General features: G+C 47.5%; 23 protein-coding genes and 3 tRNA genes. 7 read left to right on the top strand and 19 right to left on the bottom strand.

Going from position 1 to position 25593, the window contains the following annotated elements; all coding sequences use genetic code 11:
• Positions 1–76 precede the first annotated feature (76 nt).
• The 4 genes from UF06_RS00490 to UF06_RS00475 form a co-directional block, all read right to left on the bottom strand.
• Positions 77–3205, bottom strand: a complete 3129-nt coding sequence (locus UF06_RS00490; RefSeq protein WP_045568687.1) for an efflux RND transporter permease subunit — start codon at positions 3203–3205, stop codon at positions 77–79.
• The gene (locus tag UF06_RS00485; protein WP_045568686.1) at positions 3205–4908 is read right to left on the bottom strand and encodes an efflux RND transporter periplasmic adaptor subunit; all 1704 of its coding nucleotides are present in this window, start codon (positions 4906–4908) and stop codon (positions 3205–3207) included. The genes UF06_RS00490 and UF06_RS00485 overlap by 1 nt, the downstream gene beginning before the upstream one ends.
• Positions 4909–4927: 19 nt before the next feature.
• Positions 4928–6295, bottom strand: a complete 1368-nt coding sequence (locus tag UF06_RS00480; RefSeq protein WP_045568685.1) for a TolC family protein — start codon at positions 6293–6295, stop codon at positions 4928–4930.
• Between the two features lie 90 nt (positions 6296–6385).
• Entirely contained in the window at positions 6386–6841 is a 456-nt protein-coding gene (locus UF06_RS00475; protein WP_045568684.1) for a hypothetical protein, read from the bottom strand.
• A gap of 212 nt (positions 6842–7053) precedes the next feature.
• On the opposite strand from UF06_RS00475, the gene UF06_RS00470 reads away from it, so the two are divergent.
• Positions 7054–7434: a hypothetical protein gene (locus UF06_RS00470; RefSeq protein WP_045568683.1), complete on the top strand. Its 381-nt coding sequence runs from the start codon at positions 7054–7056 to the stop codon at positions 7432–7434.
• Between the two features lie 236 nt (positions 7435–7670).
• Positions 7671–8462, top strand: coding sequence for an MBL fold metallo-hydrolase (locus UF06_RS00465; RefSeq protein WP_045568682.1), 792 nt, complete (start codon positions 7671–7673; stop codon positions 8460–8462).
• 26 nt (positions 8463–8488) lie between these two features.
• On the opposite strand, the gene UF06_RS00460 is transcribed toward UF06_RS00465, so the two are convergent.
• Complete coding sequence (locus UF06_RS00460) at positions 8489–8917, bottom strand: RimK/LysX family protein (RefSeq protein ID WP_045568681.1); 429 nt, start codon at positions 8915–8917, stop codon at positions 8489–8491.
• A gap of 65 nt (positions 8918–8982) precedes the next feature.
• The gene (gene rimK, locus UF06_RS00455; RefSeq protein ID WP_045568680.1) at positions 8983–9888 is read right to left on the bottom strand and encodes a 30S ribosomal protein S6--L-glutamate ligase; all 906 of its coding nucleotides are present in this window, start codon (positions 9886–9888) and stop codon (positions 8983–8985) included.
• 1096 nt (positions 9889–10984) lie between these two features.
• On the opposite strand from rimK, the gene UF06_RS00450 reads away from it, so the two are divergent.
• Complete coding sequence (locus UF06_RS00450; RefSeq protein WP_045568679.1) at positions 10985–11179, top strand: hypothetical protein; 195 nt, start codon at positions 10985–10987, stop codon at positions 11177–11179.
• 450 nt (positions 11180–11629) lie between these two features.
• Here the strand turns inward: UF06_RS00450 and UF06_RS00445 are convergent, their stop codons facing one another.
• Positions 11630–11968 (bottom strand): 50S ribosome-binding protein YggL, encoded by a 339-nt coding sequence (locus UF06_RS00445; RefSeq protein ID WP_039428128.1) that lies wholly within the window; start codon positions 11966–11968, stop codon positions 11630–11632.
• A 259-nt stretch (positions 11969–12227) separates the two neighbouring features.
• Between UF06_RS00445 and UF06_RS00440 the strand changes: the two genes are divergently transcribed.
• On the top strand, positions 12228–14270 hold the full coding sequence (locus UF06_RS00440; RefSeq protein ID WP_045568678.1) for a PhoX family phosphatase: 2043 nt from the start codon (positions 12228–12230) through the stop codon (positions 14268–14270).
• Between the two features lie 124 nt (positions 14271–14394).
• Here the strand turns inward: UF06_RS00440 and UF06_RS00435 are convergent, their stop codons facing one another.
• Together UF06_RS00435 and UF06_RS00430 are read right to left on the bottom strand one after the other, a co-directional pair.
• Positions 14395–15123, bottom strand: coding sequence for a transporter substrate-binding domain-containing protein (locus UF06_RS00435; RefSeq protein ID WP_045568677.1), 729 nt, complete (start codon positions 15121–15123; stop codon positions 14395–14397).
• Between the two features lie 35 nt (positions 15124–15158).
• Positions 15159–16694, bottom strand: coding sequence for a methyl-accepting chemotaxis protein (locus UF06_RS00430; protein ID WP_045568789.1), 1536 nt, complete (start codon positions 16692–16694; stop codon positions 15159–15161).
• A 205-nt stretch (positions 16695–16899) separates the two neighbouring features.
• Here UF06_RS00430 and UF06_RS00425 point away from each other — a divergent pair, with 205 nt between their 5' ends.
• Positions 16900–17676, top strand: a complete 777-nt coding sequence (locus tag UF06_RS00425; protein ID WP_045568676.1) for a transporter substrate-binding domain-containing protein — start codon at positions 16900–16902, stop codon at positions 17674–17676.
• Between the two features lie 288 nt (positions 17677–17964).
• On the opposite strand, the gene UF06_RS00420 is transcribed toward UF06_RS00425, so the two are convergent.
• The 6 genes from UF06_RS00420 to artP all read right to left on the bottom strand — a co-directional run bounded on the left by UF06_RS00420 (position 17965) and on the right by artP (position 22473).
• A complete protein-coding gene (locus UF06_RS00420) occupies positions 17965–18714 on the bottom strand; it encodes a transporter substrate-binding domain-containing protein (protein ID WP_045568675.1) in 750 nt (249 codons plus the stop codon).
• Between the two features lie 271 nt (positions 18715–18985).
• The gene (locus UF06_RS00415; protein ID WP_045568674.1) at positions 18986–19399 is read right to left on the bottom strand and encodes a GFA family protein; all 414 of its coding nucleotides are present in this window, start codon (positions 19397–19399) and stop codon (positions 18986–18988) included.
• Positions 19400–19598: 199 nt separating this feature from the next.
• Entirely contained in the window at positions 19599–20267 is a 669-nt protein-coding gene (gene artM / locus UF06_RS00410) for an arginine ABC transporter permease ArtM (protein ID WP_045568673.1), read from the bottom strand.
• Positions 20264–20953 carry an arginine ABC transporter permease ArtQ gene (artQ, locus tag UF06_RS00405; protein WP_045568672.1) on the bottom strand — a complete coding sequence of 230 codons (690 nt, stop codon included), beginning with the start codon at positions 20951–20953 and terminating at the stop codon, positions 20264–20266. Before artQ ends, artM begins: the two co-directional genes overlap by 4 nt.
• 1 nt (position 20954) lies before the next feature.
• Entirely contained in the window at positions 20955–21686 is a 732-nt protein-coding gene (locus tag UF06_RS00400; RefSeq protein ID WP_045568671.1) for a lysine/arginine/ornithine ABC transporter substrate-binding protein, read from the bottom strand.
• Positions 21687–21744: 58 nt separating this feature from the next.
• On the bottom strand, positions 21745–22473 hold the full coding sequence (artP, locus tag UF06_RS00395) for an arginine ABC transporter ATP-binding protein ArtP (protein ID WP_045568670.1): 729 nt from the start codon (positions 22471–22473) through the stop codon (positions 21745–21747).
• A 242-nt stretch (positions 22474–22715) separates the two neighbouring features.
• Here artP and UF06_RS00390 point away from each other — a divergent pair, with 242 nt between their 5' ends.
• Positions 22716–23168, top strand: a complete 453-nt coding sequence (locus UF06_RS00390; RefSeq protein WP_045568669.1) for a copper resistance protein NlpE — start codon at positions 22716–22718, stop codon at positions 23166–23168.
• A 118-nt stretch (positions 23169–23286) separates the two neighbouring features.
• Positions 23287–24159 carry a mechanosensitive ion channel family protein gene (locus UF06_RS00385; protein ID WP_045568788.1) on the top strand — a complete coding sequence of 291 codons (873 nt, stop codon included), beginning with the start codon at positions 23287–23289 and terminating at the stop codon, positions 24157–24159.
• Between the two features lie 213 nt (positions 24160–24372).
• Here the strand turns inward: UF06_RS00385 and UF06_RS00380 are convergent.
• The 4 genes from UF06_RS00380 to UF06_RS00365 form a co-directional block, all read right to left on the bottom strand.
• Positions 24373–24448: transfer RNA gene (locus UF06_RS00380), tRNA-Asn, on the bottom strand.
• Between the two features lie 137 nt (positions 24449–24585).
• Positions 24586–24661: transfer RNA gene (locus tag UF06_RS00375), tRNA-Phe, on the bottom strand.
• Between the two features lie 33 nt (positions 24662–24694).
• Positions 24695–24785, bottom strand: a tRNA-Ser gene (locus UF06_RS00370).
• 216 nt (positions 24786–25001) lie between these two features.
• A complete protein-coding gene (locus UF06_RS00365) occupies positions 25002–25583 on the bottom strand; it encodes a porin family protein (RefSeq protein ID WP_045568668.1) in 582 nt (193 codons plus the stop codon).
• Positions 25584–25593: the final 10 nt, after the last annotated feature.

Below are 25593 nucleotides of genomic sequence, written 5' to 3'. Positions count from 1 at the left end.
CTTTTTAAGTCGTGTTCTTTTGTTTTCTGTTGTTGATTGTTTTGTTAAGGGGGCAGCCAGTACTGCCCGTGATTTTTTATTCGGTTTTGGTCAGTTCGGTGCTCTTCCATAACTTGAATATGGCAGGGAGAACCAACAGCGTTAGCAGAAGTGCTGAAGCCATGCCACCAATCATTGGGGCCGCGATACGCTGCATCACTTCAGAGCCCGTGCCTTCACCGTACATGATTGGGATAAGGCCAATGATCACTGTTAGCACTGTCATCATGACTGGGCGCACACGTAAACCAGCGCCTTCGCGGATCGCGTCGGTGAGATCTTGTGCAACGAGCGACTGTTTGTTTTCTTCAGCGTGAAGCTTTTTGTAATGCCACGCTTGGTTGAGGTAGACGAGCATGATGACACCGATTTCCACCGCCACCCCGGCCAGTGCGATAAAGCCGACCCCCACCGCAATGGAGAAGTTGTAACCGAGGTAATGCATCAGCCACAGTCCGCCCACCATCGCCAGAGGGAGTGTCGCCATGATGATCAGTACTTCGCCAACGCGACGGAAGCTGAAGTACAACAGCAGCATGATGATGGCCAGCGTAATGGGCACCACCACACTGAGTCGCTCTTTAGCGCGTTCCATATATTCATACTGACCAGACCAAGCGAGTGAATAGCCTGCGGGAAGTTCAAGCTGCTCCTCCACCACGCTTTGCGCTTCTTGCACGTAAGAGCCCAAATCGCGACCATCAATATCGACAAACACCCAACCGTTTGGACGCGCGTTTTCGGTTTTGATCATCGGTGGACCATCTTCATAGCGAATGTCTGCCACATCGGCGAGTGCAATGCGTGCTCCGTTTGGCGTTACCAGTGGTAGGTTTTGCAATTTGACCACGGAATCACGGTAGTCTTGCGGATAACGCACATTGATGGGGTAGCGTTCCAGACCTTCAATGGTTTCTCCCACGTTCATGCCGCCAACCGCGGTGGAAATCACTTGTTGAACATCTTTAATGCTCAAACCGTAACGTGCTGCCGCTTTACGTTTGATGTCGATGGTGACATAGCGCCCACCCGCAACACGTTCAGCGTAAACAGACGCGGTGCCTTGCACGCCTTTGAGGATCGGTTCGAGTTGTGAGCCGATCTGCTCGATTACTTTCAAATCAGGACCGGCGATCTTAATGCCGATCGGTGTTTTGATACCTGTGGCAAGCATGTCGATGCGGGTTTTGATCGGCATCACCCATGCGTTGGTTAAGCCCGGGAACTGAACAAGGTTATCAAACTCCTTGCGAAGTGATTCTGTCGTCACGCCTTCACGCCATTGGTCGCGCGGTTTGAGCTGAATAACCGTCTCGATCATCGTCAGTGGCGCGGGATCGGTTGCGGTATCGGCACGGCCAATTTTGCCCCACACCGTTTCCACTTCCGGTACGGTTTTGATCAGCTTGTTGGTTTGTTGCAACAGCTCACGCGCTTTACCGATGGAAATGCCCGGATAAGTGGTTGGCATGTACATCAAGTCGCCTTCATCCAATGGCGGGATAAATTCACTGCCCAATTGACTGGTCGGGTAGTAAGCCGATGCCATCAATCCCAATGCCAGCACGATCATCGATTTTGGGTATTTTAGGCTGAGGTTAAGTAGTGGGCGATACAGAGCAACTAAACCACGGTTGACCGGGTTTTTATGTTCAGAAAGCACCTTCCCACGAATGAAATACCCCATCAGAACGGGGACTAAGGTAATGGCCAGCCCCGCCGCGGCCGCCATTGCGTAGGTTTTGGTGAAGGCGAGTGGTGAGAACATCTTGCCTTCTTGGCCTTCCAGTGCGAACACGGGAACAAAGCTTAACGTGATGATAAGCAGTGAGAAGAACAGCGGCGCGCCGACTTCTTCAGCCGCTTTACCTATCACTTGCCAGCGGTTTTTATCCGTAAGCGGTGTGCGTTCAATGTGCTTGTGGACGTTTTCGATCATCACGATCGCCCCATCCACCATGGCCCCAATCGCAATGGCGATGCCACCGAGAGACATGATGTTGGCGTTAATTCCTTGCCAGTGCATGACAATAAAGGCGGAGAGAATACCGACAGGGAGGCTCAGTGCGATGACCAAGGATGAACGAATGTGGAACAAGAACAGCGCACAAACCACCGCCACCACAATGAACTCTTCGGCGAGTTTTTTCCAAAGATTTTCAACCGCCGCATTGATCAGGGTCGAGCGATCGTAAGTCGACACGATTTCCACGCCTTCTGGTAGGCTGCGTTGCAAGTCTGCCAGTTTTGCTTTGACGTTGTCGATCACTTGGCTGGCATTTTCGCCAAAACGCATCACGATCACGCCACCCACGGCTTCCCCTTCACCATTAAATTCAGAGATGCCGCGGCGCATTTGTGGGCCAATGTTGATATCGGCAATGTCACCCAGTAGTAGTGGTGTACCTTTATCGGTCACCTTAAGCGGTAGGGACTGAATATCTTCAACGCTGCTGAGATAGCCCGTGGTGCGCACCATGTGTTCGGCTTCTGCCACCTCAATCACTGAGGCGCCCGTTTCTTGGTTGCCGTTCTGAATCGCCATGTTGATTTGCTGCAACGTTAAGTTGTAAGCACGCAATTTCGCAGGATCGATCTGCACTTGGTATTGTTTGACCATACCGCCAACAGTGGCGACTTCCGACACCCCTTCGACGGTTTGCAGCTCATACTTTAGGAACCAGTCTTGTAGGCTTCGTAGCTGAGCTAAATCATGCTTGCCTGTTTTGTCTTGCAGCACGTAGCTGTAGATCCAGCCCACACCCGTCGCATCGGGGCCGAGTGTCGGCTTGGCATTGGGTGGCAGTTTTGGCGCCACTTGGCTTAAATACTCCAAAACGCGAGAGCGCGCCCAATACATGTCGGTTTTATCGTTGAAGATGATGTAGACGTAGGAATCACCAAAAAACGAGTAACCGCGCACTGTTTCGGCACCCGGCACCGCTAACATGGCGGTGGTGAGTGGGTAGGTAACTTGATCTTCCACGACCTGCGGCGCTTGACCTGGGTAACTGGTTTTGATGATCACCTGCACATCAGAGAGATCGGGGAGCGCATCGACGGGCGTGTTTTTAACGCTGTACAGCCCGCCCAGGGTAAGAAATAGTGTGGCTATCAACACCAGAAAACGGTTGTTGAGAGACCAACGAATGATCGCTGTTATCATTATTGACCTCCCATCGCTTCAAGTTGTTTCAACTGGTAGTCAGAGCCCACTTTAGCAACTAGAAATCGTACTTTCTGTCCTTCTTCAAAGCCCGACAAATTGATCTCTTCACCCACAGAGAAGTTCATTTCACCTGAATCCCAGTTCCATTCAGCGACAGGAAGGTGGGAGAGGGTAACCATGCCAAAATCCGCCATCAACATGGAGATATCCCCACTGAGCCAAACTTCAGACGCAATGGCGCTGTTGTCTGCCTTGATAGCGACGATTTGGTATTGGCCGTCGGCGGTTTTTTGCATTTCGAATTCGATGGCCTGTCCTTTGGCAAGCTTGGTTAAATCCACCCCTTGCGCGGCGTTGAAATTCATCGTCATGCCGGGCCAATTCCACTCTGGTACAGGCTGGTGGTTAATGGTTAACATGCCGTGATCGGCCATAAGATCGGTGATTTCGCCTTTGGCCCACGCGGTTTCTGCTGGCGCTTCAACACCATTGATGCGCGAAAGATCGGCCGTTTGGCTCGATTCCGAATCAAGCATAAAGTGCGCAGAGGTGACAATGCGATCCCCTTGGTTTAAGCCTTGGAGTACTTCCACTTTGTCATCGGCTTCTCGGCCGGTTTCGATGCGTGCTGAGCGGTATTTACCGTCACCTTGCGCCAAAACCACACGCGTCATACCACCTGAGCGGATCACCGAAGATTTTGGTACGGTGAGCACTTCGGAGTCGCTGACGGGCTGCAAGGTGATGTTGGCGAACATGTTTGGTTTGAGTTCGCCATTTGGGTTGGCAAACTTAAGACGCATGCGCAATGTGCGTGTTTTCGGATCAAGAATGGGGTAAACGTAGTCGACCTCACCTTGCCAAGCTTTGCCGGGCAGTGCATCCAACGTCATGCTCGCTTGGCTTCCATTAGTTAACCAGTGTGCTTGTCGCTCGAACACTTCCGCATCTACCCACACTTCATTGAGAGGGCCAGCACTGATGACCGCTTGTGCGGGTGATAAGTAGCCACCTTCGCGAATGTTGAGACTGGCGATAACGCCATTAGCGAGCGCTTTGATCTCGATGGTTTGTGATGCTTTACCACGTCGAATCACTTGGTTGATCTGTTCGCGGTCGACGCCCAAAGAAAGTAATCGCTCTGTCGCGCCTTTAACCAGCCCATCACGGCCAGTGCGTTTGGCATTGAGTAGTTCTTCTTGCGCTTTGACCAGTTCAGGAGAGTAGAGGGTAAAGAGAACCTCGCCCTTTTTCACCTGCTCACCTACGGCGTTGATATACAGTTTTTCCACCCAGCCAGACACGCGTACGTTGGTCTGCCACAGCTGGCTTTCGTCAAACGCTATGTAACCCACGGTTTCGATGCGTGGTGATAGCTTGGCCAGTTCGACTGCGGCCGTTTTTACCCCTAGGTTGTTTTCAACTGAAGGGTCGATCTTCACCGTTCCGGGCTTGTCGTTTGCCCCTGCGAGATCGTCGGCATAGACGGGAATGAGATCCATACCCATAGGTGACTTGCCGGGTTTATCGCGTTTGTAATTTGGGTCCATTGGCGCAACCCAATACAACGGCTCATGACTTGCTTTGTTGTCGGTAGCAGCCATGGCACTCATGTCATGAGCATTGAAATATTGATTAGCCGTAAAGCCGAGTGCAGCGCCAATCAGTAGGGCAACCGTTGCGATTTGTAGTGATTTCATTCTGTAATTCCTTGGCAAATTAGCGACGGTTCGCGTCAATATCCGCGAGTTCGGGTTGGGTGACGGTATAGGTGAAGCCGCCAAGCAACATCGCAAGATTACTGTTCACTTGATTGAGGTCGGTGAGAAGGCGCTGCGACTCCAACTCCACTGCCAATTCATCTCTGGTTGCGGCGATCACGTCGTTAAATTGTGCAGTGCTGTTTTGGTAGCCCCGCTCAACAGCTTTGGTGCGCGCTTTGGCTTGTTCAAGCAAGGTATTTTGGTAGCGTTCAAAGCGCTGTTCGAGATTGCTTCTATCCACCAATAACGCGTTCACTTTGGCGTTCATCTGCGCCAGGAGGAGATCTTTTTGCGATTGAGCCGCACCCACCTGATATTGGGCCGCAGCGTGTGCTCGGTCTTGACGATTTCCGGTAAACAGTGGGATATCCATCGTGAGATACGCGCTAACCAGATCGGAGGCGGGCTCCCCCTTCATATTGTTGGCTTGGCGGTAGGCATACATCACTTCGACACCAAATTGAGGGGTGTAAGATTGCTCGGCAAGCTCTACTTGCGTTTGGCTGACCGCAATATTGGCGTTGGCCATTTGCACCATCGGATGTTGGGCCAATAGGGCGAAGTGCTGAGTCGTGGATGACGCCGACAATAAACGCTCTAACGCATCCCAATTGAGTTGATTACTCGCTTTGAGATCGCGTTGTTGGTACAGCCATTCGCTGCCGAGCCATTCGGACATTTGTGCCAGAATGCGGCGTTGCATCTGCTGGTTGGCTTGCAGCTTTTCTTCTAATTGGCTGACTTGCAACTGCGCATTGAGCAGGTCCTGGGCTTCACTCTTAGCAATCGAATAGTTGGTGCTAATGAAACTTTCTAGCTCACGCATTAAGCGCTGATTTTCAAGCAGAACGCGTTCAGCTTGCTGCTGATAGCCGAGTTCCAGCCAAAGTTGCGTCATACTGTTGGCCACTTCCCGTTCGCGGGTGTCGACTTGAAGCGCCATACCATCGGCTTGCTGAGTGGCTTTTTTACTCTGTAAGTCTAACGTTGAACCTCGTTCAAACTGCTGCATTAGACCGACAGAAATGTTGGTCATTGGGTCTTCGTCGAACTTAAAGCTATCGACCGGTAAACCACCAAAGCCCACTTTCAGTTTGGGATCCATCAAGGTAGAGGCTGCAACGCCGCTTTCCCGCATGGCTTGTGATTGGGCAAAAATCTGCTTGCGGCTGGCGTCATTCGCCAGAGCCTGTTCAATCAGCAGGGTTAAAGGATCGCTCTGTGAGAGCAACTGACCTGTTGGGGCAGTGGAAGACTGCGCCATCACTGGAGTTGCAACCAGAGCGGAAACGCTGATACACAGCGCCAATAAGCTTGGTTTCATTTTCATAATCCAATCTGCACGTCAAAAAGCGACGTGAAAATACACACCACAGCTCGTTAGAGCTTGTGATACGACATATTGATGATCGGATTACGCTATTGGAGGGCGATAAAGAGATTGCTGTCTTTCAATAGACCAAGCCGTTGATTCACGAGGGATCAGCGCCATGTTGTAAGAGACAGGTAAGGAGTGCGCAGTTTGGGGCAAAAACGCAAAGACACTGACACAGGCCGCAGTACAGCAATTGTGTATCGATGGGGCGTCAGTGGCGCAGTGGTTGGTTGGCGTCTTAGCTGCTTGATTGCTTTCGGCTTGAGAGTTTGCCGATTGATGGCTTCCAGAGTGCATCGCGTGGGGATCAACCACCTTCACGCTCATACCACAATCGGATGTCATGGTGCTTTGAGACTGCACCGTACTTTGAGATTGCACTGCGCTTAGCATCTGAAAAGTCATTAAAGGCGCGCTGGAAACAATACCAGAGGTCAGCATGGCAAACATGCTGATGATGGATATCCAGAAGATGCGAACAGAAGAGAAACGCATGTCGTGCCTTTAATGAAAAACTTAGCTGTACTTTAAAGCTTAACCCTAGGGGAAGGTCAAGAATAAAAGCGTTCTATAGGAGGATTTTGCCTCATCGTGTTAGCGCGAGTTCGCCGCAGAACAGCAATTCTGATTTCCATCTCTATTGAGATAGTATTTTGCGAGAAATCGCGCATAATCCTGCTATTCAACACTCACAGAAGAAATGACTTATGACTAATTTCCAATATTACTTTCATCCACTTCCTTGTTTTAACTGTAAAAAAACCACCGTCAGCACGGATCTGGGTTGGCTAACGGCAGCGATGAAAGAGGATGTGTTAGCGCAAGTGGCAGTAATTACTGCACAAGACAATGTTGAACCTGATCTGGCGGTCAACGTGACTTGCACCAAAGAAGAAGCGCGTGATTACTTGTTGCTTAATTTCTACGGCTACTCAGAAGAAGAGCTGGTGGATCAAGTAGAAGAAGAAGATGAACAAGAAGTCGCGGCTGAAATCGCCGATCTCACCGTACAAGGTAACGAGACAATCGTGTTCGAACACGAAATTGCCCTACAAAGTTGTACCGATTGCGAAATGGACAGTGAGTAACACTGAGCGAAATGAGTTAACTTAAACGCGTTTTTCAGGCCAAAAAATTAAAAAATCCCTCAGCGTTGATTGAGGGATTTTTGTTTTTAGCGAGGAGTCTTAAATTTCGGTCCACACGATTTCCCCGTTAATGTGGCGCATAGCTGACGTTGTACAAATTTGTTGCTAATCTATTGGTCAGACCAGATTGAGTCACGGATAAGATGCCCAACTAAAGGCAATAAAGGGAAATTTTGGTGAGATTACATACAATTCAAGGTTATATCCAGATCATGTATTTGGCGGAATACCCTGACAAACTGATGCTCTTGGATGGAGCAAGCCGGGCCGATATTCCCTATCTTAAGCAATTTATTGAGCACGAGTTGGGAAAGTCATTCTCTGACCTCAAAGTGGTGGTGGTGACGCACATGCACCCAGATCACGCGGGTGGGGCACATCTTCTGCGACGTTTGACAGGGTGCAAACTGGTCTCGGCTGACAAAACGCACGATTGGTATCACGGCTGGGATGGTTTTTTGATGCATTTAACCGATCTAGCGTTAGCACGTTGGATGGCTAATCGACTAAAAAAGCCAAAGCGTAATCTTTGGTATTCGAGGCGGCTTAAACCGGACTACCGCTTGTGTGACGGTCAACCGATTCCGGGCTTTGAAGATTGGCAAATTTTAGAAACGCCGGGGCATACCGATCGCGATCTCTCGGTCTATCATCCTCAGCAAGATATTCTCTATGTCGCAGATTTAATGGTGGAAGTGAAAAAGCATCTAATCGCGCCTTTTCCAGTTTTTCATCCCAATAAATATCGTACATCGCTTAAGCGAGTGTTCGAAATGCAGCCGAAAATGCTACTTGCTGCGCATGGAGGACAGGTGGTATTTGATGAAATTGCTTATCAGCACATTCTGAGTACAGCGCCGCGCAGCCCAGCAACACATTGGCGTGTAACGCAAGTCAAGCTGAGAGGATTAGCTGGTTCACTATGGCGTTTCGCGGTAGGCAGCAAGAAAGGTCGTAAAAGAGAGTGAGGAGGAGAAAATCTCCTCCTACCAGCTCAAGATACCAAAATGTGAGACTGACTTGGGTCCACTAGGACTTTATTTGACATGCCTTGACGGCCTAACAACATCATGTAGGTCATATCTTGGCGGTTACTAAGCGTGATTTCAATCGGCCACTCTTGGTCTCCCATTCGCAACAGGGTTTCGATCACACAGCGGTGCTCAAAGGTTCCGTTGGAAGATTTCACTTTTCTGCATGCTTTAAGAGGCGCACTGCAACGCACAATTTTTTCCAAATGATAGACATCAGGATGAAGGTCAAACTCGACGTACTTTCTGCCTTTCTTTCTCAGACAAAGTAGATTATCAACGTGCAGAGAAGAAGTCTGCGCGCCAGTATCAATTCGCGTCTCTAAGTGAGTAATCCCTAACTCTGGTAAGCAGACAGCTTCAGTATTTCCGATGATCAATTTCTGAGTCATAGTATATATCCAAGCTTGCTACGCAATTTTAAGTATAGTGAAAGGCTCGCTTTCACCGCGGATGATTATCCTTTGCCTCGTGTGCGATTAGCATTCGGCTTCGCGTTCTTTTCGATAAACTCATAGATCATGCCAGCGATGTCTTTTTGCGTGGCTTTCTCGATCCCTTCTAGGCCAGGAGAAGAGTTCACTTCCATGACCACAGGGCCGTTTTTCGACTGGAGAATGTCCACACCGCAAAGGTTCAGTCCCATTGCTTTCGCCGCATTGATGGCGGTCGCGCGCTCTTCTTTACTGAGACGAATCAGCTGTGCAGTCCCGCCACGGTGCAGATTGGAGCGAAACTCGCCTTCTTTCGCTTGGCGCTTCATCGCCGCAATCACTTTATTGCCAACCACAAAACAACGAATGTCAGCCCCTTTGGCTTCTTCGATAAACTCTTGCACCATAATGTTGGCTTTCAGACCCATAAAGGCTTCGATCACGCTCTCAGCTGCTTTGCTGGTTTCAGCCAATACCACACCAATGCCTTGAGTGCCTTCAAGAAGCTTGATCACCAGCGGAGCGCCACCAACGTTTTTGATTACGTCTTGGATATTATCTGGATGATGTGCAAAACCAGTGCGTGGTAAGCCAATGCCTTTGCGCGATAACAACTGCAAAGAACGCAGTTTGTCGCGCGAGCGGCTAATGGCAACCGATTCGTTGATACAGAATGTACCCATCATTTCAAACTGGCGAACCACTGCGGTACCGTAGAAAGTCACTGAAGCGCCAATGCGTGGAATGACAGCGTCATACTCCGGCAATTCTTCACCCTTGTAGCGAATCTTAGGGTTGTTGCTCGTAATGTCCATATAGCAGTGCAACGTGTCGATGACATCCACTTGGTGTCCACGTGCTTCACCAGCCTGCTTTAAGCGAGTGGTGGAATATAGACTCTCATTACGAGAAAGAATAGCAATACGCATGGCATTTCCTTAGTAAGTCATTACCAATTTCAAATCATTTAAGAATAAAGCGAACGGGTTTAAATGATGTGACATACCCCTTAAATAATGCGGGCAAAAACCATTCGTTCACACGATTCAGGATTGTGGTAGAACACCACATCGTTTTTGAGGTGCGCACCTTAGATTTTTTTAACTAGCGATGAAAACGAAAAAAAATCATCGTAATGATAAAAATATTCTATCAACGTGGCATCCCTTACGGCTAATGATTGTCAAGTGAAAAAGGCGTCGGATATTAGAAAAATTGGTTATGGTAGCGTGAGTTACAACTGGTCCGATTAGACTTCTGGCCGTCTGAAAATAACCATCTAATCGGGAAAATGCAACAAGTGGCGGGCTACCTGTTTAGTAATAATAGAAGAGGAAACTCATCCGATGCGATTGTTTTTTTCTTCTACCTATGTTCTCAGCTAGGGTGACAGCGCGTTATCGGTAATCGATCTTGCCAAACAGCCCTTCATTTCTTGAACGTTTAGTAACCACTGGTAGCAACTTAATCGATCTCTGCAAGGTTCTCTAGCACTGATGGTTGAAAATGTGCAAAAACACAACTTTTTGTGCAGCGATCTTGTTTAGGGATAAAAATAAAACCCCGCCTGGTTTCCCAGACGGGGCTTATTCTCTTTCGCAGCAATCCAGCTACTGATAGTGCTCCCTGCATCTATCCATGATATTGGCTAAATCCTTTAACCTAATCCTTGCTACATCGCCTTCCTAGCGGTGTCCTTCCTGGCCTGTCATCCTGACGGGCGTAACTCTATCCCAGAGTGTCACTTCCTTGCTGATAACTCATCCTAAGTCATCAAATCTTCATCCTGAAGATACCCAATCCTTTAGGCTTTGTCCTGTTCCCGCCAACATCCTGTTGACGAACCTAGTATTGATTTTTTACGTAACGCTGACAATTGCTGTTGTGGAAAATAATTAGTGAGAAAAAATACCATTTGAATAAAATTGATATAAAAACAATAAGTTGTAGTTTTTATTGGTTATGGTCTTAGCTGGGAATAGTAGAAAGGCTTACATTCCGTGTAAGAGATCTCGCACAAACTAGATGGCAAAAGTCGTTATTAACCATTTTATTGTTATGGGAAAAGATGTTGCGGCTGTCACACTCTCACCGATGGATGAATGCGGAGTGGGTGTGCCGTTACTAAAAATGAGGCTGATGGACTGGCATGAGAATTGTATGAGTTTTAATCATCAGGAAAACGGAACAAATTTGCCATTTTTCTGTCATATGAGCTAAGTAGATTGGTCAGAGCCATGACAATATGCACATTAGGGTTCAAAAAATGAGTTGCAACTCTTGGTGCTTTGTCATTAACTTGTGAAGTCAATCACGGCCAGAGTCGAGGTTACTCGATATGTTATCGAGGCAAATAAACCTCAGAGAAAATAGATAAGCCTATATTTAGGCAGATAATTTAAGGAGATTGCTATGAGAAAAGTGAGAAGAGCTCAGCTTCATCGCATCCGTATCCAATATTGGAAAGATGTGAAAGATGCATCTAAAAAATCTTGCTAAGTAGTTACAACCGCAAACCGTAAAGTTAATACCGCAATAAATAAGCTATACCAAAGAAATCGAGCTGGCGCTTGGAGGAGTGGTCCCCAGAACTGCCAGCTCAAATATCTCTTCATCTAGTCAGTTTTATTTCACCAGAATCCGAATTTGTATCAAGATCTTAAATAGATCTTACAGGTAGTTTGCGTCGGCTAGATCGCTTGCAAGAACCGATTTGACTTCTGCACGTGCGTTTAGCCATTCAAGTACTTGCGCTTTTTGCTCTTCTGTCGCGCTCGCGTAACGCTCTTTGGCACAAATAAAACCCTCGAAATGCTCTAGACCGCCGCCACCAAAGCACAGACCCAACGCATCGATGAAATCAATGAAGTCATCGACAAAAACGTCATAGCGATCAAAGTCGTGGATGTCGGTTTCACAGCTGATTTCGAAACCAAGAATAGCGAACTCGCCTAAAAACAGTTTTTTGCGAAGACGACGGTTTTTGTTTTCCACTTTATCTAGTTTCATTATGTTCTCTCGCTAGGGTTGTAATGATAAAAAGCCCATACGGCAAAAACAACTGAGTATGCTTTGCTTGTTCAGGCGTGCGTCTTTATAACGTTGTTTGTCCGAGAAACCAAAGACTATTGCGCTTATTCGCTTCTAATTGACTAATTCATAACATTTATTCAAACAAACTTTCATAAAGATAGACAAAATTTGTCATTTTTCTATCTCATTATGTTCCCGCTCAACTCTAATTATTAACACTTGGGACAATAAACTTATGAGTAAGGAAACATTTGACGCGACGCGTTATAACCATAGCCAAAACAAGCCTTTTGAAGACGTTTTAGAAGCGAGTCTTACTCGACGTAACATCCTCAAAGGGGGGCTGGGTATCAGTGCGATGACGGCGTTTGGCGCATTTGGTTTAGCGGGTTGTAACAGCTCTTCAACGGCTGCATCGGCTGGCAGTAACGCAGGGGCAGGTAAGGCGGCGGCGGTACTTAATTTTGACTCAATTGCTGGATCGTTAACCGATGCGGTGAGTGTACCACCAGGGTACAAAGCACAAGTTCTAGTTCCTTGGGGAACTCCGCTCAATAGTAAAGCGGCTGCATGGAAATCGGATGCCAGCAACAGCGCAGACGATCAGCAATACTCACTCGGCATGCACCATGATGGGATGCATTTCTTCCCACTCAATGGCAATCCTAATGATGGTTTACTGTGTATCAACCACGAATACATTGATGAAGATGCCTTGCACACCAATGGTCAAACTTTTGTCAATGGCGTTCGTACCATCGTTGATGAAGTGCGCAAAGAGATTAACGCACATGGCGTTTCAGTTGTGCGTATCAAACTCGAAGATAATGTGTGGAAAATGGTGGACAACGATCCGCTTAACCGCCGCTACACAGGGGCGACGGTTATGGACATTTCCGGCCCAATGGCGTACTCCGAACATCTGGTGACGCGCTTCTCACCAGACGGCAGCCAAGCGCGCGGTACGCTAAACAACTGCGGTAACGGCTACACACCTTGGGGCACGTATCTTACCTGTGAAGAAAACTGGCCGGGTTACTTTATCAATACAGACACTTTGACCGCAGAGCAGTCTCGTATCGGTATTGAAAAGAGTGGCACAACGCGTTACGCGTGGGAAACGCTAGCTGGACATGCAGAAGAGCGCCTAGACGAATTTACCCGTTTTAGCGTTGCACCAACTGGGGCAAGCGCGATGGATGACTACCGCAATGAAGCGAGTGGTCACGGTTACATCGTTGAGATTGACCCATATACCGCGAACTCAAGAGCGGTAAAACGTACTGCGCTTGGCCGTTTCCGTCATGAAGGTTGTACGTTTGGTAAGCTGCAAGTGGGTAAACCAGTGGTCTTCTATTCCGGCCACGATTCTCGCTTCGAGTATCTGTACAAGTTTGAATCGAAAGCGCTGTGGGATGCAGCAGATGCTGAACCCGCTAACCGCTTAGCAACTGGCGATAAATACATGGACGAAGGCACCTTGTATGTCGCACGCTTCAACGAAGATGGAACAGGTACTTGGCTACCACTTACTCTGGAGAGTGTGACAACAGACGGAGGCACACTAGCAGACAGTTTTGCTTCGCTGGCCGATATCATTCTCAATACCGCAGGTGCTGCAGACTTGGTTGGCGCGACGCCTATGGATCGCCCTGAATGGTGTGCGGTGGATCCCTACACAGGCAGCGTTTATCTCACTTTGACCAACAATACCAAGCGCATAGAAGCTAACTCGGCTAACCCACGTTTGAACAATAAGTTTGGTCACGTAATTCGTTGGGAAGAAGGCGCAAGTGCGACTGAGTTTAGCTGGGATATTTTTGTCTTTGGTTCTCCTGCCAATGGTAATGCCGATACCAACCGCTCTGGTTTGACGGATTTGAACCAGTTTGCCAGCCCAGACGGATTGGCCTTTGATGGCCGCGGTATCTTGTGGATCCAAACGGATAACGGTGCCAGTGAAGTCACCGGTTACACCAATGATCAAATGTTGGCTGTCGTACCTTCACGTATGGTCGACGAAAATGGCAAGCAGGTGACGGTTGGTGCCGACAACCAAACGCAGTTGAAGCGCTTTTTTGTTGGACCAAACGGTTGTGAAGTGACGGGGTTTGCCATTAGTCCAGATTACAAATCGGTGTTCGTGAACATTCAACATCCGGGCAACTGGCCATATACCGATGATGCAGCAGAAGTAACACCTACGGGCGAAACGGTAAGGCCTCGCGCCGCAACGGTCGTGATTCGCCGTGAAGATGGTGGAGAAATTGCGCTCTAATCGCATTTTTTCAGTCAGCCGCAGTCAAAAATGGCCCCGATTTCGAGGGGCCATTTTATTTCTGTCTATTTGTTTCTTGGGTCTCTCTTCTCATCAAATCCCTTTCATCTTTGAGAGGTAGACACTACTTAATGCCATATTTGCGTAAGATGTTGTCGAACGTACCGTTTGCTTTGATCTCGGCCAGACCCTTGTTAAACGCCGCAATAATCTCACCATTTCGAGCGTTCGCTACCCCAGAGGTGACGTGGAGAGGATTAATTGAAAGTGCATTTTGAGTAAACTCGAAATCATCTAGATTCATTCCTGCGCCTGACAAGGTGGATTTAGCCACCAACTCATCTTCTAAGGTCAAATCAATTCGGTTCGCCAAAAGTTTCTTCGCATTAGTCAGTAGATCGTTAGCTTCAGGTTTATTGAAATTTGTCGCATTGAGAAACTCATCGCCATAACCATAATTGCGTACGATGCCAACGTTCTTTCCGGTCAGGCTGGACATGTTTTGATACTCGAAGCTGTCTCCTTTACGCTTTATAAACTTAAGCGAGTTTTCCAGATAGGGCTGACTGTAATTGAGGTAGGAAGTTCGCTCTTGAGTGAACCAAGTCGCGACCAGCACATCTACTCGCCCCTCTTTTACGTCAGTGAGCGCGCGTGTCCAAGGCATGATTTTAAAATCCACATCATATCCTTGTGTTTTAAAGGCTTCAGTAACGATTTCCACTGAAATCCCTTTGTTCATGTTGTCTTGCTGAACAAACGGTGGCCAAGGATCTTGAGCCGCCGTGATGGTCGCAGCATGGGCGGAGAAGGAGAGTAATAAGGCACTGACTGTAAGCAAAAGCGTTTTCATAAGCTTCCCTCTTTTTTATAAGAAACTAATTAAATTTAGGTACGGAACTTGGTCATGTGTCGAGCAATGCTCTGGCTTAAGTCGAGTACCTCTTCGGTGCGTTGGGCATTTTGAATCGCTCCAGAGGAGACTTCATTGGACGCTTCAGATGCCTCGACGATCGCTTGACTGATCTCTTCAACCGCTTGTCTTTGTTCCTCGGTGGCTTGAGATATTTGGCCGTTACGATCAGAGATCACGCTGATCAATTCTTGCACTTGATTGACCGAATCTTGTGAATCACTCACTCGGGTTGCCGTTTTCTCTAACAAAGAGGCAATGCGTGACAGCTCTTGTTCTACCGAGGTGGTTGCACTGCCCAAGGTGGCAATGTTTTTCTGGATTTGCTCGGTTGACTGGCTAGTTTTCACCGCCAAATTGCGTACTTCATCGGCGACCACGGCGAAACCACGGCCTTGCTCTCCAGCGCGAGCCGCCTCGATAGCCGCGTTAAGCGCTAGTAGGTTCGTCTGTTCAGAGATATCATTAATCACATTGAGCACGGTGGTAATCTTCTCTCCTTCGTTAACCAACACATGCATCTTGTCGTTTACCTGATTCATTTCATTGCGCATGTTAATGATTTCATTCGCAGAATGTTCGATGGCCTGATTGACTTGATTGGCAAGGGAGGTCGCAGTGTGAGCTTGATCGGCCGTTTCTGCGGCGGTGTCTGCGACGATAGAGACTGAATGGTTGAGCTCGGTTGCCGCCGCTGCGACGGTGCTCAGTTGATGTTTCTGCTGCTCAAGCTTGTTGGCATTCTCGCGGGCGTTACTGCCGCTTTCACGCGCTTTCTCTTCCAAAGTGACGGATGAATGGCTGACATCTTGAACAATCACACGCAAGCTTTCGGTAAAGGTGTTGATGCCGTCGGTAATCTCATCAAACTCTTTGTACTTCGCCGGGGCGAGCTTGTTAGCCAGATCGCCATCGCCGGATGAGAGCGATTGAATCACGTTGGTGAGCTGGCGTATCGGTTTCAAAACGGTAGCCACCAGCGCGGCGATAACAACGATACTGATAATCAGAGCAACGATGCCAAGCTCTACAAGATTGAGAAGTAGAGACTGCGCCAGTTTTTCATCTAGTACGTGTGTGTTGTAGTAGACATTCACCTTACCAACCGATTTCTCCTCGCCGTAGTCGGAGAAAAGCAGCTCTTTACTCACCATCATCTCGGCTGAAAATGCGCTTTTGTCCTTGACTTCCACACCAACTTGATTGTTTTCACCTTCGTTGGGCTGCAAGAACACCAAGTCGCTCCCTTGCGTGTCTTGCAACTGAATCGCTGAAATTTCTGGCAAGTTCAACTCGGCAGAAATCGCTCTTTTCGCGGTATCAAGGTCAAAATCCCATACCGCTTTGGGGAGGCTGATGGCCATGCGTTGGCTGGTGTTATTGACACTCAGCATCAGTTCAGAAGTCAAAGTCTGTTTAAAGTTCTGATGTTTAATAAAGGCAGAAACCAGAAGAACTAAGGTGACTGCGAAAATGACTTGGGCGAGAAATACGATTTTTAAACTTTTCACGGCAGGCACTCTCGATTTGGATGCTTCTTAAAAAAGTAGTGTCATGCGAGAGAATATGCAAATTCAATCATCGCTTAATTTGATAGAAAATAGCCTGTTATCTGTTTTGTCGGCAGTTCATCTTTCTCACTTTACTGATTTCTTGATTTATCTTGATAGGCAGAACTATAACTAACAGTGATATTTGTCTCTGGAGAGATTTAATATGAAACAATGGACAGCTACGGGTTTGCTCCTGTTAACCTTTTTACCCAAATCAATGGCGGCCGAATCTCTACATGTAGTCACGCTTGAATACCCGCCTTATATTGAAAGTAAAGGCTCGCAAGTATCTGGCATAGCCGTGAGTTTAGTTGAAGAAATATTTAACAACTTAGAGGTTCCCGTTGAAATCACCATTCTTCCTTGGGCACGAGCACTTAACTATATGGAGATAGGTGAAGTCGATGCCATATTTACGATATTTAAAACGCCACAGAGAGAAGAGTTTGCTTATTTCAGTGAACAGGTTTTGTTTAGGCAAAATATCAGCTTGATTCGTAATCAAGATAGTTCGGTAAATTCTAATGATGTAGAGCAAAAGCGTTTTGATGGTTTGAGTTTGTGTGTGGTCAATAAAGTGAGCTACGGAGAGTATATCGATTCGAAGATCAAATCTGGCGCATTTAAAACCATTGCTAGGCAGAACTCCGCTGAGCAATGTGCTCTGATGCTGAGTGCTGGCCGAGTCGACCTTTGGGTGTCGAATGAGTTTGGTGCTCGCAGTATCATCGCTCGGTTAGCCCTACAAGACAAACTGGAAATCATGCTGCCACCGATGCAAACCACCTTGAGTTATATTGCATTTTCTAAAAAGCGCCAGAGTGAAGAATTACGAAATCGCTTTGATGTGGAATTGCAGAAAATGAAGCAAACAGGGCGCTACTTTGAATTGATCGACACCTATTTTTCTAGTCTGACGCCTGATAAAACTGGAATGTGATAATTCTCTTAATGGAAAAGTGAGCGATGATAAATGCGCTCACTTTTTTATGCAGCGAGATACTGTATTTATAAGTATTATTTGACTATCTTATCTGTGTTTAAAATACTTGAAAAATTAATCAGACTCGATTTTCGTATGGTAATAATGTAAACCATGTTTGAAGATAATAAAAATCATGGCAGTAAGGAAGAGTTAGAATAATTAATTTGAATAAAAAATAGAATTACAGTTAATGCCTGATGTTCCCCTAAATTTCTTTATTAGAGGAACATCGAAGTAGTAGCGTTACTGATAATTACCCTTGATTGACTCTTGCTCAAATTCGTTTAGCTTACCCTCAGCCAGTACTTTAGCTAGGCCGCGGTTGAAAGCATCTAAGATCTCTTGCGCTCTGGGTGATTTTTTCGGCACGATGAGAAAGTAGTCCCTCTCGACGATCGGTTTGTCATTCATTTCGATTTGATCGGCCAAGCCGAGTCGCATGACGGTCGTTTGGCCGACATTGGAGTCTTCCAAAACAATGTCTAAACGCCCGCCCGCAAGCTTTTTATAGTTCGCGTCGGCATCGGAGATGCGAGAGATCTTCACCACACCTTGCTTTTCTAAATCCTCAACGCCGTAGGCATAGCCGATGACACCACCGATAGCGTATTTGGCGAGATCTTCTGGTTTACTCCACATAATCTGTGCGCCCTTGCGTTGGAATAAGGATGTTTTTAGAGTCAGCACTTTGTCTGAGTAGAAAAAATGCTGCGCTCTCTCGTCATTTCTGCTCCACAGAAATGAGCCGTCTAACTCACCGTCCTGTGTCTGTTCAAAACCCCGTTTCCAAGGTAAGTAAACAAACTCAACGTTGTAGCCTTCTGCGGCGAAGGCTTCCGTGACTAAATGAGAGATATAACCTCCATGTTTGAGTGATTTGGATTGGTAAGGTGCCCATTCGCCATTGGCGAGCCTCACGGTGTTGGCCAAGCTGCTGGATGAAAACAGTGCGATAAGAATAAAAGGAAAAAAAGTGGTGGTTAATCGGTTCATGCCGTGTCTCCTTTCCGGTCACCTAGATGAAAGTTGTGTTAGCGATAAACTTATTCGTCGAGGTTGACTAGTGAATCTGACTGAATACTTGAATCCATGGCGGTAAACAACAGACCGCTTTATTTAGGTTAGACTAAAGTCGCCACATTGGTGATAAGGATGTTAGTAATGAAAATCTAGATACGATCAAAGGGAAGGGAGAGCAAAGCCGAACGTTTTCGGCCTAGAGAGAAAATGGGCTGGTTCAGCCCATTCTGTGTGACAGCCTAGGTTAGGATTGCTTTTCAAATACCTCAACACCTTGTGGGATCTCGTACCAACTCTGTTTCTCCTTGATCCAAACATGGGTAGTCGGTTGAAACAGGGACTGAACATCAGGCGCAACGGGCTTGAGTTTCAGTTTAATGACCTCTGGTGCCGCGGGGTTGAAGTGATATATTCGGTTGCCACAGCCGGGACAAAATTTAGCGGCGTTGATATTGCCACTTTCGGAGGCGCGTTGCCACTCATGCATCTCACCTTTAAATTCAATGTCTTGCACATGAACCAGCGCTGTAACACTAAAGGGGCTGGTAGCGAGTTTTTGACATTCAGTGCAGTGACAAGCAAGCACTTTAAAAGGAGCCTTGTGCAGTTGATATTCGACTTGTCCACATTGACAGCAGGCGCTAATTGGAAATTCCATAAACAGTTCCTTTGGTGAGTTGATGTTGGATACTGTAGGGAAAAAGTGCATTGCTCTGCCACTAGAATTGTGGCTTTAGTGTGATTTCATTGCAAAGAGTGATCTGGGTGGGAAATTAGGTGGAATAGAAAGGGCAGAGAGCGATATGGCTTTCTGCCGTTGATATATCACAATCGGATAAGCATTGAGAGCTGGCCACTTAGTGCGCTTCAAATGCGAGGGCTTTTTTCTCAATCTGACGGAAAAGCAAGGTCAAGATCGCATTGATGGTGAGATAAAACGCCCCAGCGACACCGAACACGGTCAAGGTATCGTAGGTTTGTGCATTGATGCGTTGTGCATAACCCATCAAATCCATAATGGTAATGGTGCTGGCCAGCGACGTCCCTTTGAACACCAAAATCACTTCATTCGAGTAAGCCGGTACAGCACGTCTTAGCGCATAAGGCAGTAATACTTGTAAGGTTCTGATTTTATCCATGCCTAATGCACGGCAAGCTTGCCATTGTCCGGAAGGGATAGCGTTAAATGCGCCTTTAAACAACAGAGTACTGTAGGCCGCCGTATTGAGAGCCAGTGCCAGCATGGCGCAAAACCAAGGTTGGCTAAACCAGTTCCATAGAAAGCTGTCGCGAATCCAATCAAACTGCCCGGGCCCGTAATAGATTAAGAAAATCTGTACCAGTAGCGGCGTGCCAGTAAACAGGGTGATCAAGCCCCGGCTCAGCCAATGCACCACGGACACTCTTAAAATCAATGTGGTGGTCATCAACAGAGAAAGGAGACAGCCCACAAGCAGCGAAGCGACAGTTAATTCTAAGCTGGTGGCTAAGCCTTGCAGCAATTGCCAAACATGTTGCTCTTTCATGCTTTACCTCCTTCGCTGATACTCATTCCTTGAATGGAGAATTTCTTATCGAGCACTTTCACCAAGCGTTGGGTGATTAGTGTAATAAGCAGGTAAATCGCCGCCGCAGTGGCATACCAAGTAAAGGCCTCATGGGTTGCGGCTGACGTTAACTGCGCCTGTTTGAGCAGGTCCGTCACGCCGATCAAGGAAACTAAAGCGGTATCTTTTAGCAGCACCAACCACTGGTTGGTTAATCCAGGCAACGCGTGGCGAATGGCCTGTGGCAGTACGATACGAAAAAACGCATGGCTTTTGGCTATGCCCAGCGCACTGGCCGCTTCACGTTGTCCTCTGCCAACCGCTTTGAGTGCGCCGCGCAGGGTTTGCGAGGCATAAGAAGCGAAAATCAGTGACAACGCCACCACACCAGAGAGAAACGGGCTGACTTCGATGAAATCCCCCGTGAGCAAAAACAGTACCTGTGTTGAACCGAAATAGATGAACAGGACAACGAGAATTTCAGGCAGGCCGCGCAGCAAGGTGACCAACAGCGTTGTTGGCCACTTGACGACGGCAAGCCGAGCCATCTCGCCGCTGGCGAAAATGACCGCCAGAACCAGACCAACCAACAGGCTGACCACTGCAAGCTGAACGGTCATCCAGCTTGCTTGAACCAGTGAAAGTGAGTAGCCCGTCAGCCCCATATTAGTTTCCGAAGTACTGGTTAAAAATGGTTTGATACTCGCCGTTCGCTTTCACAGCTTGAAGTGCTGCATTCAGATCAGCGACCAGTTTCTGGTTATCTTTATTGACCGCGATGCCAAAGCCGTTACCGAAGTACTGTGCGTTGGTTACATACTCGCCGACGTAAGCGAGATTGTTCTCTTTCTTGAACCACTCTGCGACAACCGCAGTGTCACCGAACACCGAATCAATACGGCCATTTTTCATGTCAATAAAGGCGTCTTGATAGCTGGCGTAAGGTACGGCGGTCACACCTGCCATTTGCTCAAGTAAGTAGCTTTGGTGAGTTGAACCGTTTTGCACCCCAACGCGTTTGCCTTTCAGAGCACCTTGATCGGCCACTTTGCCTGCGATGGAAACAAATGCCGCTGAGTTATCGTAATAAGCATCCGTAAAGCTCACTTGCTCAAGACGGGCTTCGGTGATGTCCATTGCGGAAATCGCGGCGTCGTAACGTTTGAACTTCAGGGCAGGAATAAGGCTATCAAAGGCTTGATTGTGGAAGCTGCATTTCGCTTGCATCTGTTTACACAGCGCGTTGGCTAAATCCACATCGAAACCTTGGATTTGATTGTTCTCATCCATGTATTCGAACGGCGCATAAGTGGCTTCCATGGCGAATTTAATTTCCTGCTGCGCTGCTGCGTTGGCAGAGACGAGTCCGATAAGGGATGCCAGTAAAATCTTTTTCATTGTAATACTCCGTGTTTTTATGCGCTGATGCCCCCTCTGGAGCCAGCCTATTGTTCGTTTAGTGCTTTAAATAGTCCGCAAACTGGCTAGTTTGTGGCTGGGTAAAGGCTTGTTTAGTGCCATGCTCGACTATCTTCCCTTTCTCAAGGTAGAGCACATGGCTGGCAATTTTTTTTGCAAAATCGACTTCGTGTGTCACGACCACTTGGGTGATGCCCGTTTCACTCAGCTGATTAATAATCTTCACGACTTGATTGGTGATTTCAGGATCGAGCGCCGCCGTTGGTTCGTCAAACAGCAGTACCTCGGGTTTCATCATCAGGGCGCGGGCGATAGCGACACGCTGTTGCTGACCACCGGAGAGTTCCAACGGCCAAGCATCTGCTTTTTCAGCCAATTGCAACGTGGTTAAAATCTGTGTCGCTTGTTCTTTGGCTTCGGTTTTGTTCAAACCTAAGACCTTGACCGGGGCTTCCACTAAATTTTCTAGCACAGTCATATGCGGCCAAAGGTTGTATTGCTGGAAAACCATGCCGACTTGACGTCTGAGCTGCAAACCCAGATGCTCGCTCATTGGATGGGTGAAATCGAACGTTTGCCCGGCGATGTTCAGTTGCCCGCTATCGGCATTTTCAAGCAGGTTCAAAACGCGCAAAAGAGAACTTTTACCCGCACCACTTGGGCCGAGTAAGACTAAGGTTTCGCCTTTGTCACAACGAAAATGAATATCGTGCAATACTTGGGTGTTACCGTAAGACTTATTGATGCCATTAACCTGAATCGTCATGTCTCATTTCTGCGTTAGTTGTTATGTGGCTTATGCTAGCATTTTTGCTGATCTATGCAATAAAAATGTATATAAATTTATTTTATTGCTCTTTTGTATAGTTTTAAGCCGATCTGTCAGACAGACCTACTGGTTAAACCAGAATCCGTTTTGCCAATATTGAGTCAATAATAGCTAAACGACGCTGTTTTTCTTAGCAAAGGGGCTAAGATGAGGCGAAAGCAACGAATTGAGGAGAGAAAATGAAACTGAATGTAATCGTAGCCTTGGGAGTTGCCTCACTACTGTTTGGTTGTCAGTCAAGCAAGAATCTTAGTGCGGATGCCCAAGCCACGAAAAGTGAGCCAGAGATGAGTGTTGCTGACAGCGCGCATAATGCGAGAAATTCGCTCGATTGGAACGGCACTTACCAAGGTACACTGCCTTGTGCTGATTGCGAGGGCATTGAGGTTTCTCTCACACTGAATCAAGATGGTACTTATCAGCTCATTCGCAGTTATGTTGGCGAAATAAGCGGGCAATTTATCTCGCAAGACCGATTTCATTGGGATGAGCGCGGCAGTGTGGTGATTCTTTCTGGTGAAGATGCGCCGAATCAGTTCTTCGTCGGAGAAAATGTCCTCTTCATGCTCGATAGACAAGGGCAGCGCGTTACCGGGCAAATGGCTGACCTGTACCGTCTGAGCAAACAGTAAATAACTCTGGTGAGTTAACGTTTTTGTGGCCGCCGTTTGCGCTCTGGCGACCAGTTTTATAGAGTGTGCGCCTACGCAAACTGAGGGATTGAGTTCTCTTTTTTCTATGGGGTATTTTGTGGAGAACGTACTGCTGGTTGTCGATTTTCTTTTGCAGCACAAATTGGTTTTTACCGTGTTGATTGTGTTATTCGTCATCGCGATTCGTCGTTTTACTTTGTCAATTATCCGCGGTGATGCTGCGTTAATCACGCAAAAACAGCGTAACTGGATGTCGCGCACTAAAAATGGCACATTCGCTGCGACACTTCTTATTCTGTTTACCCTTTGGCAAGCGGAAATCAACCAGTTCGCTCTTTCTGTCACCGCAATTGCGGTGGCAATCGTGGTCGCTTCGAAAGAGATTATCCTCTGTTTTACTGGCTCCATTCAAAGAGCGAGTTCGCGCTCGTTTCGCGTCGGAGATTGGATAGAAGTGGGCAAGATCTGTGGTGAAGTGATCGAACACAATATGATGGCAACCGTGATTCAAGAGATCGATTTGCACCACGGCCAGTATCACTTTACTGGAAAAACCGCGACGTTGCCGAACAGCATGTTTTTTACCTACCCGGTGAAAAACCTCAATTTTATGAAGCGCTACGTTTACCACAATTTTTCCATTGTGGTGCCGGAGTTCGTCAACTTGTATCCGCTTATCCCTCTTTTAACCGAAAAGATTGAAGAACACTGCCACTATTTCAGTGACGTGGCTCGCCGCTACAACGCCATGATTGAAAAGCATGCGGGTGTCGATTTACCGGGCTCTGAACCGCACATCCACATTACGACCACCGCCGCTGGTGAGCAAGTTGTGCACTACATGATCTTTTGCCCGACCGATAAAGCGACCCATCTGGAACACTTGATACGCCAGGATTTTATGCATGCGTACGAAGAACGCTTTAAAACTCAGGAAAAGAAAGAATCGGAATTGTCTCTGTCCGCTTGAAGCAGCGTAGCCGAGGCCTAGACTGAAAGGTGTGGTCAAACGCAACGTCGCTCGGGGAAAAAATGGCAGTGCCATGGGGAAGACAGAGAATTGATGGATAAAGGATGTGGTAATGCGGTCAAGCAAGAGCTGCTGACGTCGGCGTTGACTTGCGGTTACCCGATTGCTGAAGCATAAAAAAAAGCCTTATCTTGCGATAAGGCTTTCTAAAAGTGGCTCCTCCTGCTGGGCTCGAACCAGCGACCTGCGGATTAACAGTCCGTCGCTCTACCGACTGAGCTAAGGAGGAACTATTCGTGTATAGTGCTCGGCACTAACTGGGCTTTTTACAAATCACCAGTGACATATGGTGCCTCGAGGCGGAATAACGGGCTCGCCCAGAGGACTGACCGGGGTTTTCAACAAAAAAACACCAGCTATTTTAAATGGTGCCTCGAGGCGGAATCGAACCACCGACACGAGGATTTTCAATCCTCTGCTCTACCGACTGAGCTATCGAGGCAAACTATCTAGCAGAAGCTAAACAGTGCAAAAGTGGCGGAGAGATAGGGATTTGAACCCTAGGTACGCTATTAACGTACGCCGGTTTTCAAGACCGGTGCTTTCAACCACTCAGCCATCTCTCCGTAGGCCGCGATAATAGGGGGAAGCGATTCGCTTGTAAAGCGAAAAAAATTCAATTGCTTGATTTATCGCCATTTAAGCGCTTGTTCGCTGTGATTTTGAGCGCTTGATCTCTTTTTCCGCGACGTTCCGTCGCAAAGTATGCGTTCAAATAATAAAGATAAAAAAACCGGAGTGGTGTGACTCCGGCTCGTGACGTTTTTTCTGCTGCTGGGCAGTTAGAATTTGTAAGTGACACCTGCATAAACCGCGCCGATGCTGTAAGCCACGTCTTTGGTGACCACAGTACTGTTTTGCACATAAGTGGTACTGATACCGAAGATCTCGGTATCGTATCCGACGCGCAACGCTAATCCATCCAGTGTTGGCGGCGCATATTCTAGACCGAGGCCGAAATGGATTGCACTACCTTGATCGTCTTCGAGTGTTTGTGTCGTTTCACTCAGGTCAAGCGCTGAAAGACCTATTAAACCGTACGGGCGAAAGCCGTTGTCAAAGCTGTATCCTAGGTTAGCGTTGATCGACAATGTCGTAGGCGACCAAGTATTCACGGGATTAGTGAATTTAATATCACCGTATTTGTTGTATTGCGCCTCAATGCCCACGATACGGTTAAACTGATAGCCAGCGCTAAGTTTTAGCGCGCTGCCATCGGCTTTGCCATCCACACTTTCATCGCTGTCGAAATCGGTAGAACCCACGCCACCACCAACATAAAATCCTGACACTTTCGACTCAGCTTGAGCTGCAGACACGGCGGCTAGGCTCAATATGGCGATCGCGATCGCTTTCATTTTCATTGTTATTCCC

This window comes from Vibrio sp. S234-5, from assembly GCF_000960595.1.
GTDB lineage: Bacteria > Pseudomonadota > Gammaproteobacteria > Enterobacterales > Vibrionaceae > Vibrio.
Note: the sequence above shows the minus strand (reverse complement) of the source record. Positions and strands in the feature narration are given on the sequence as shown.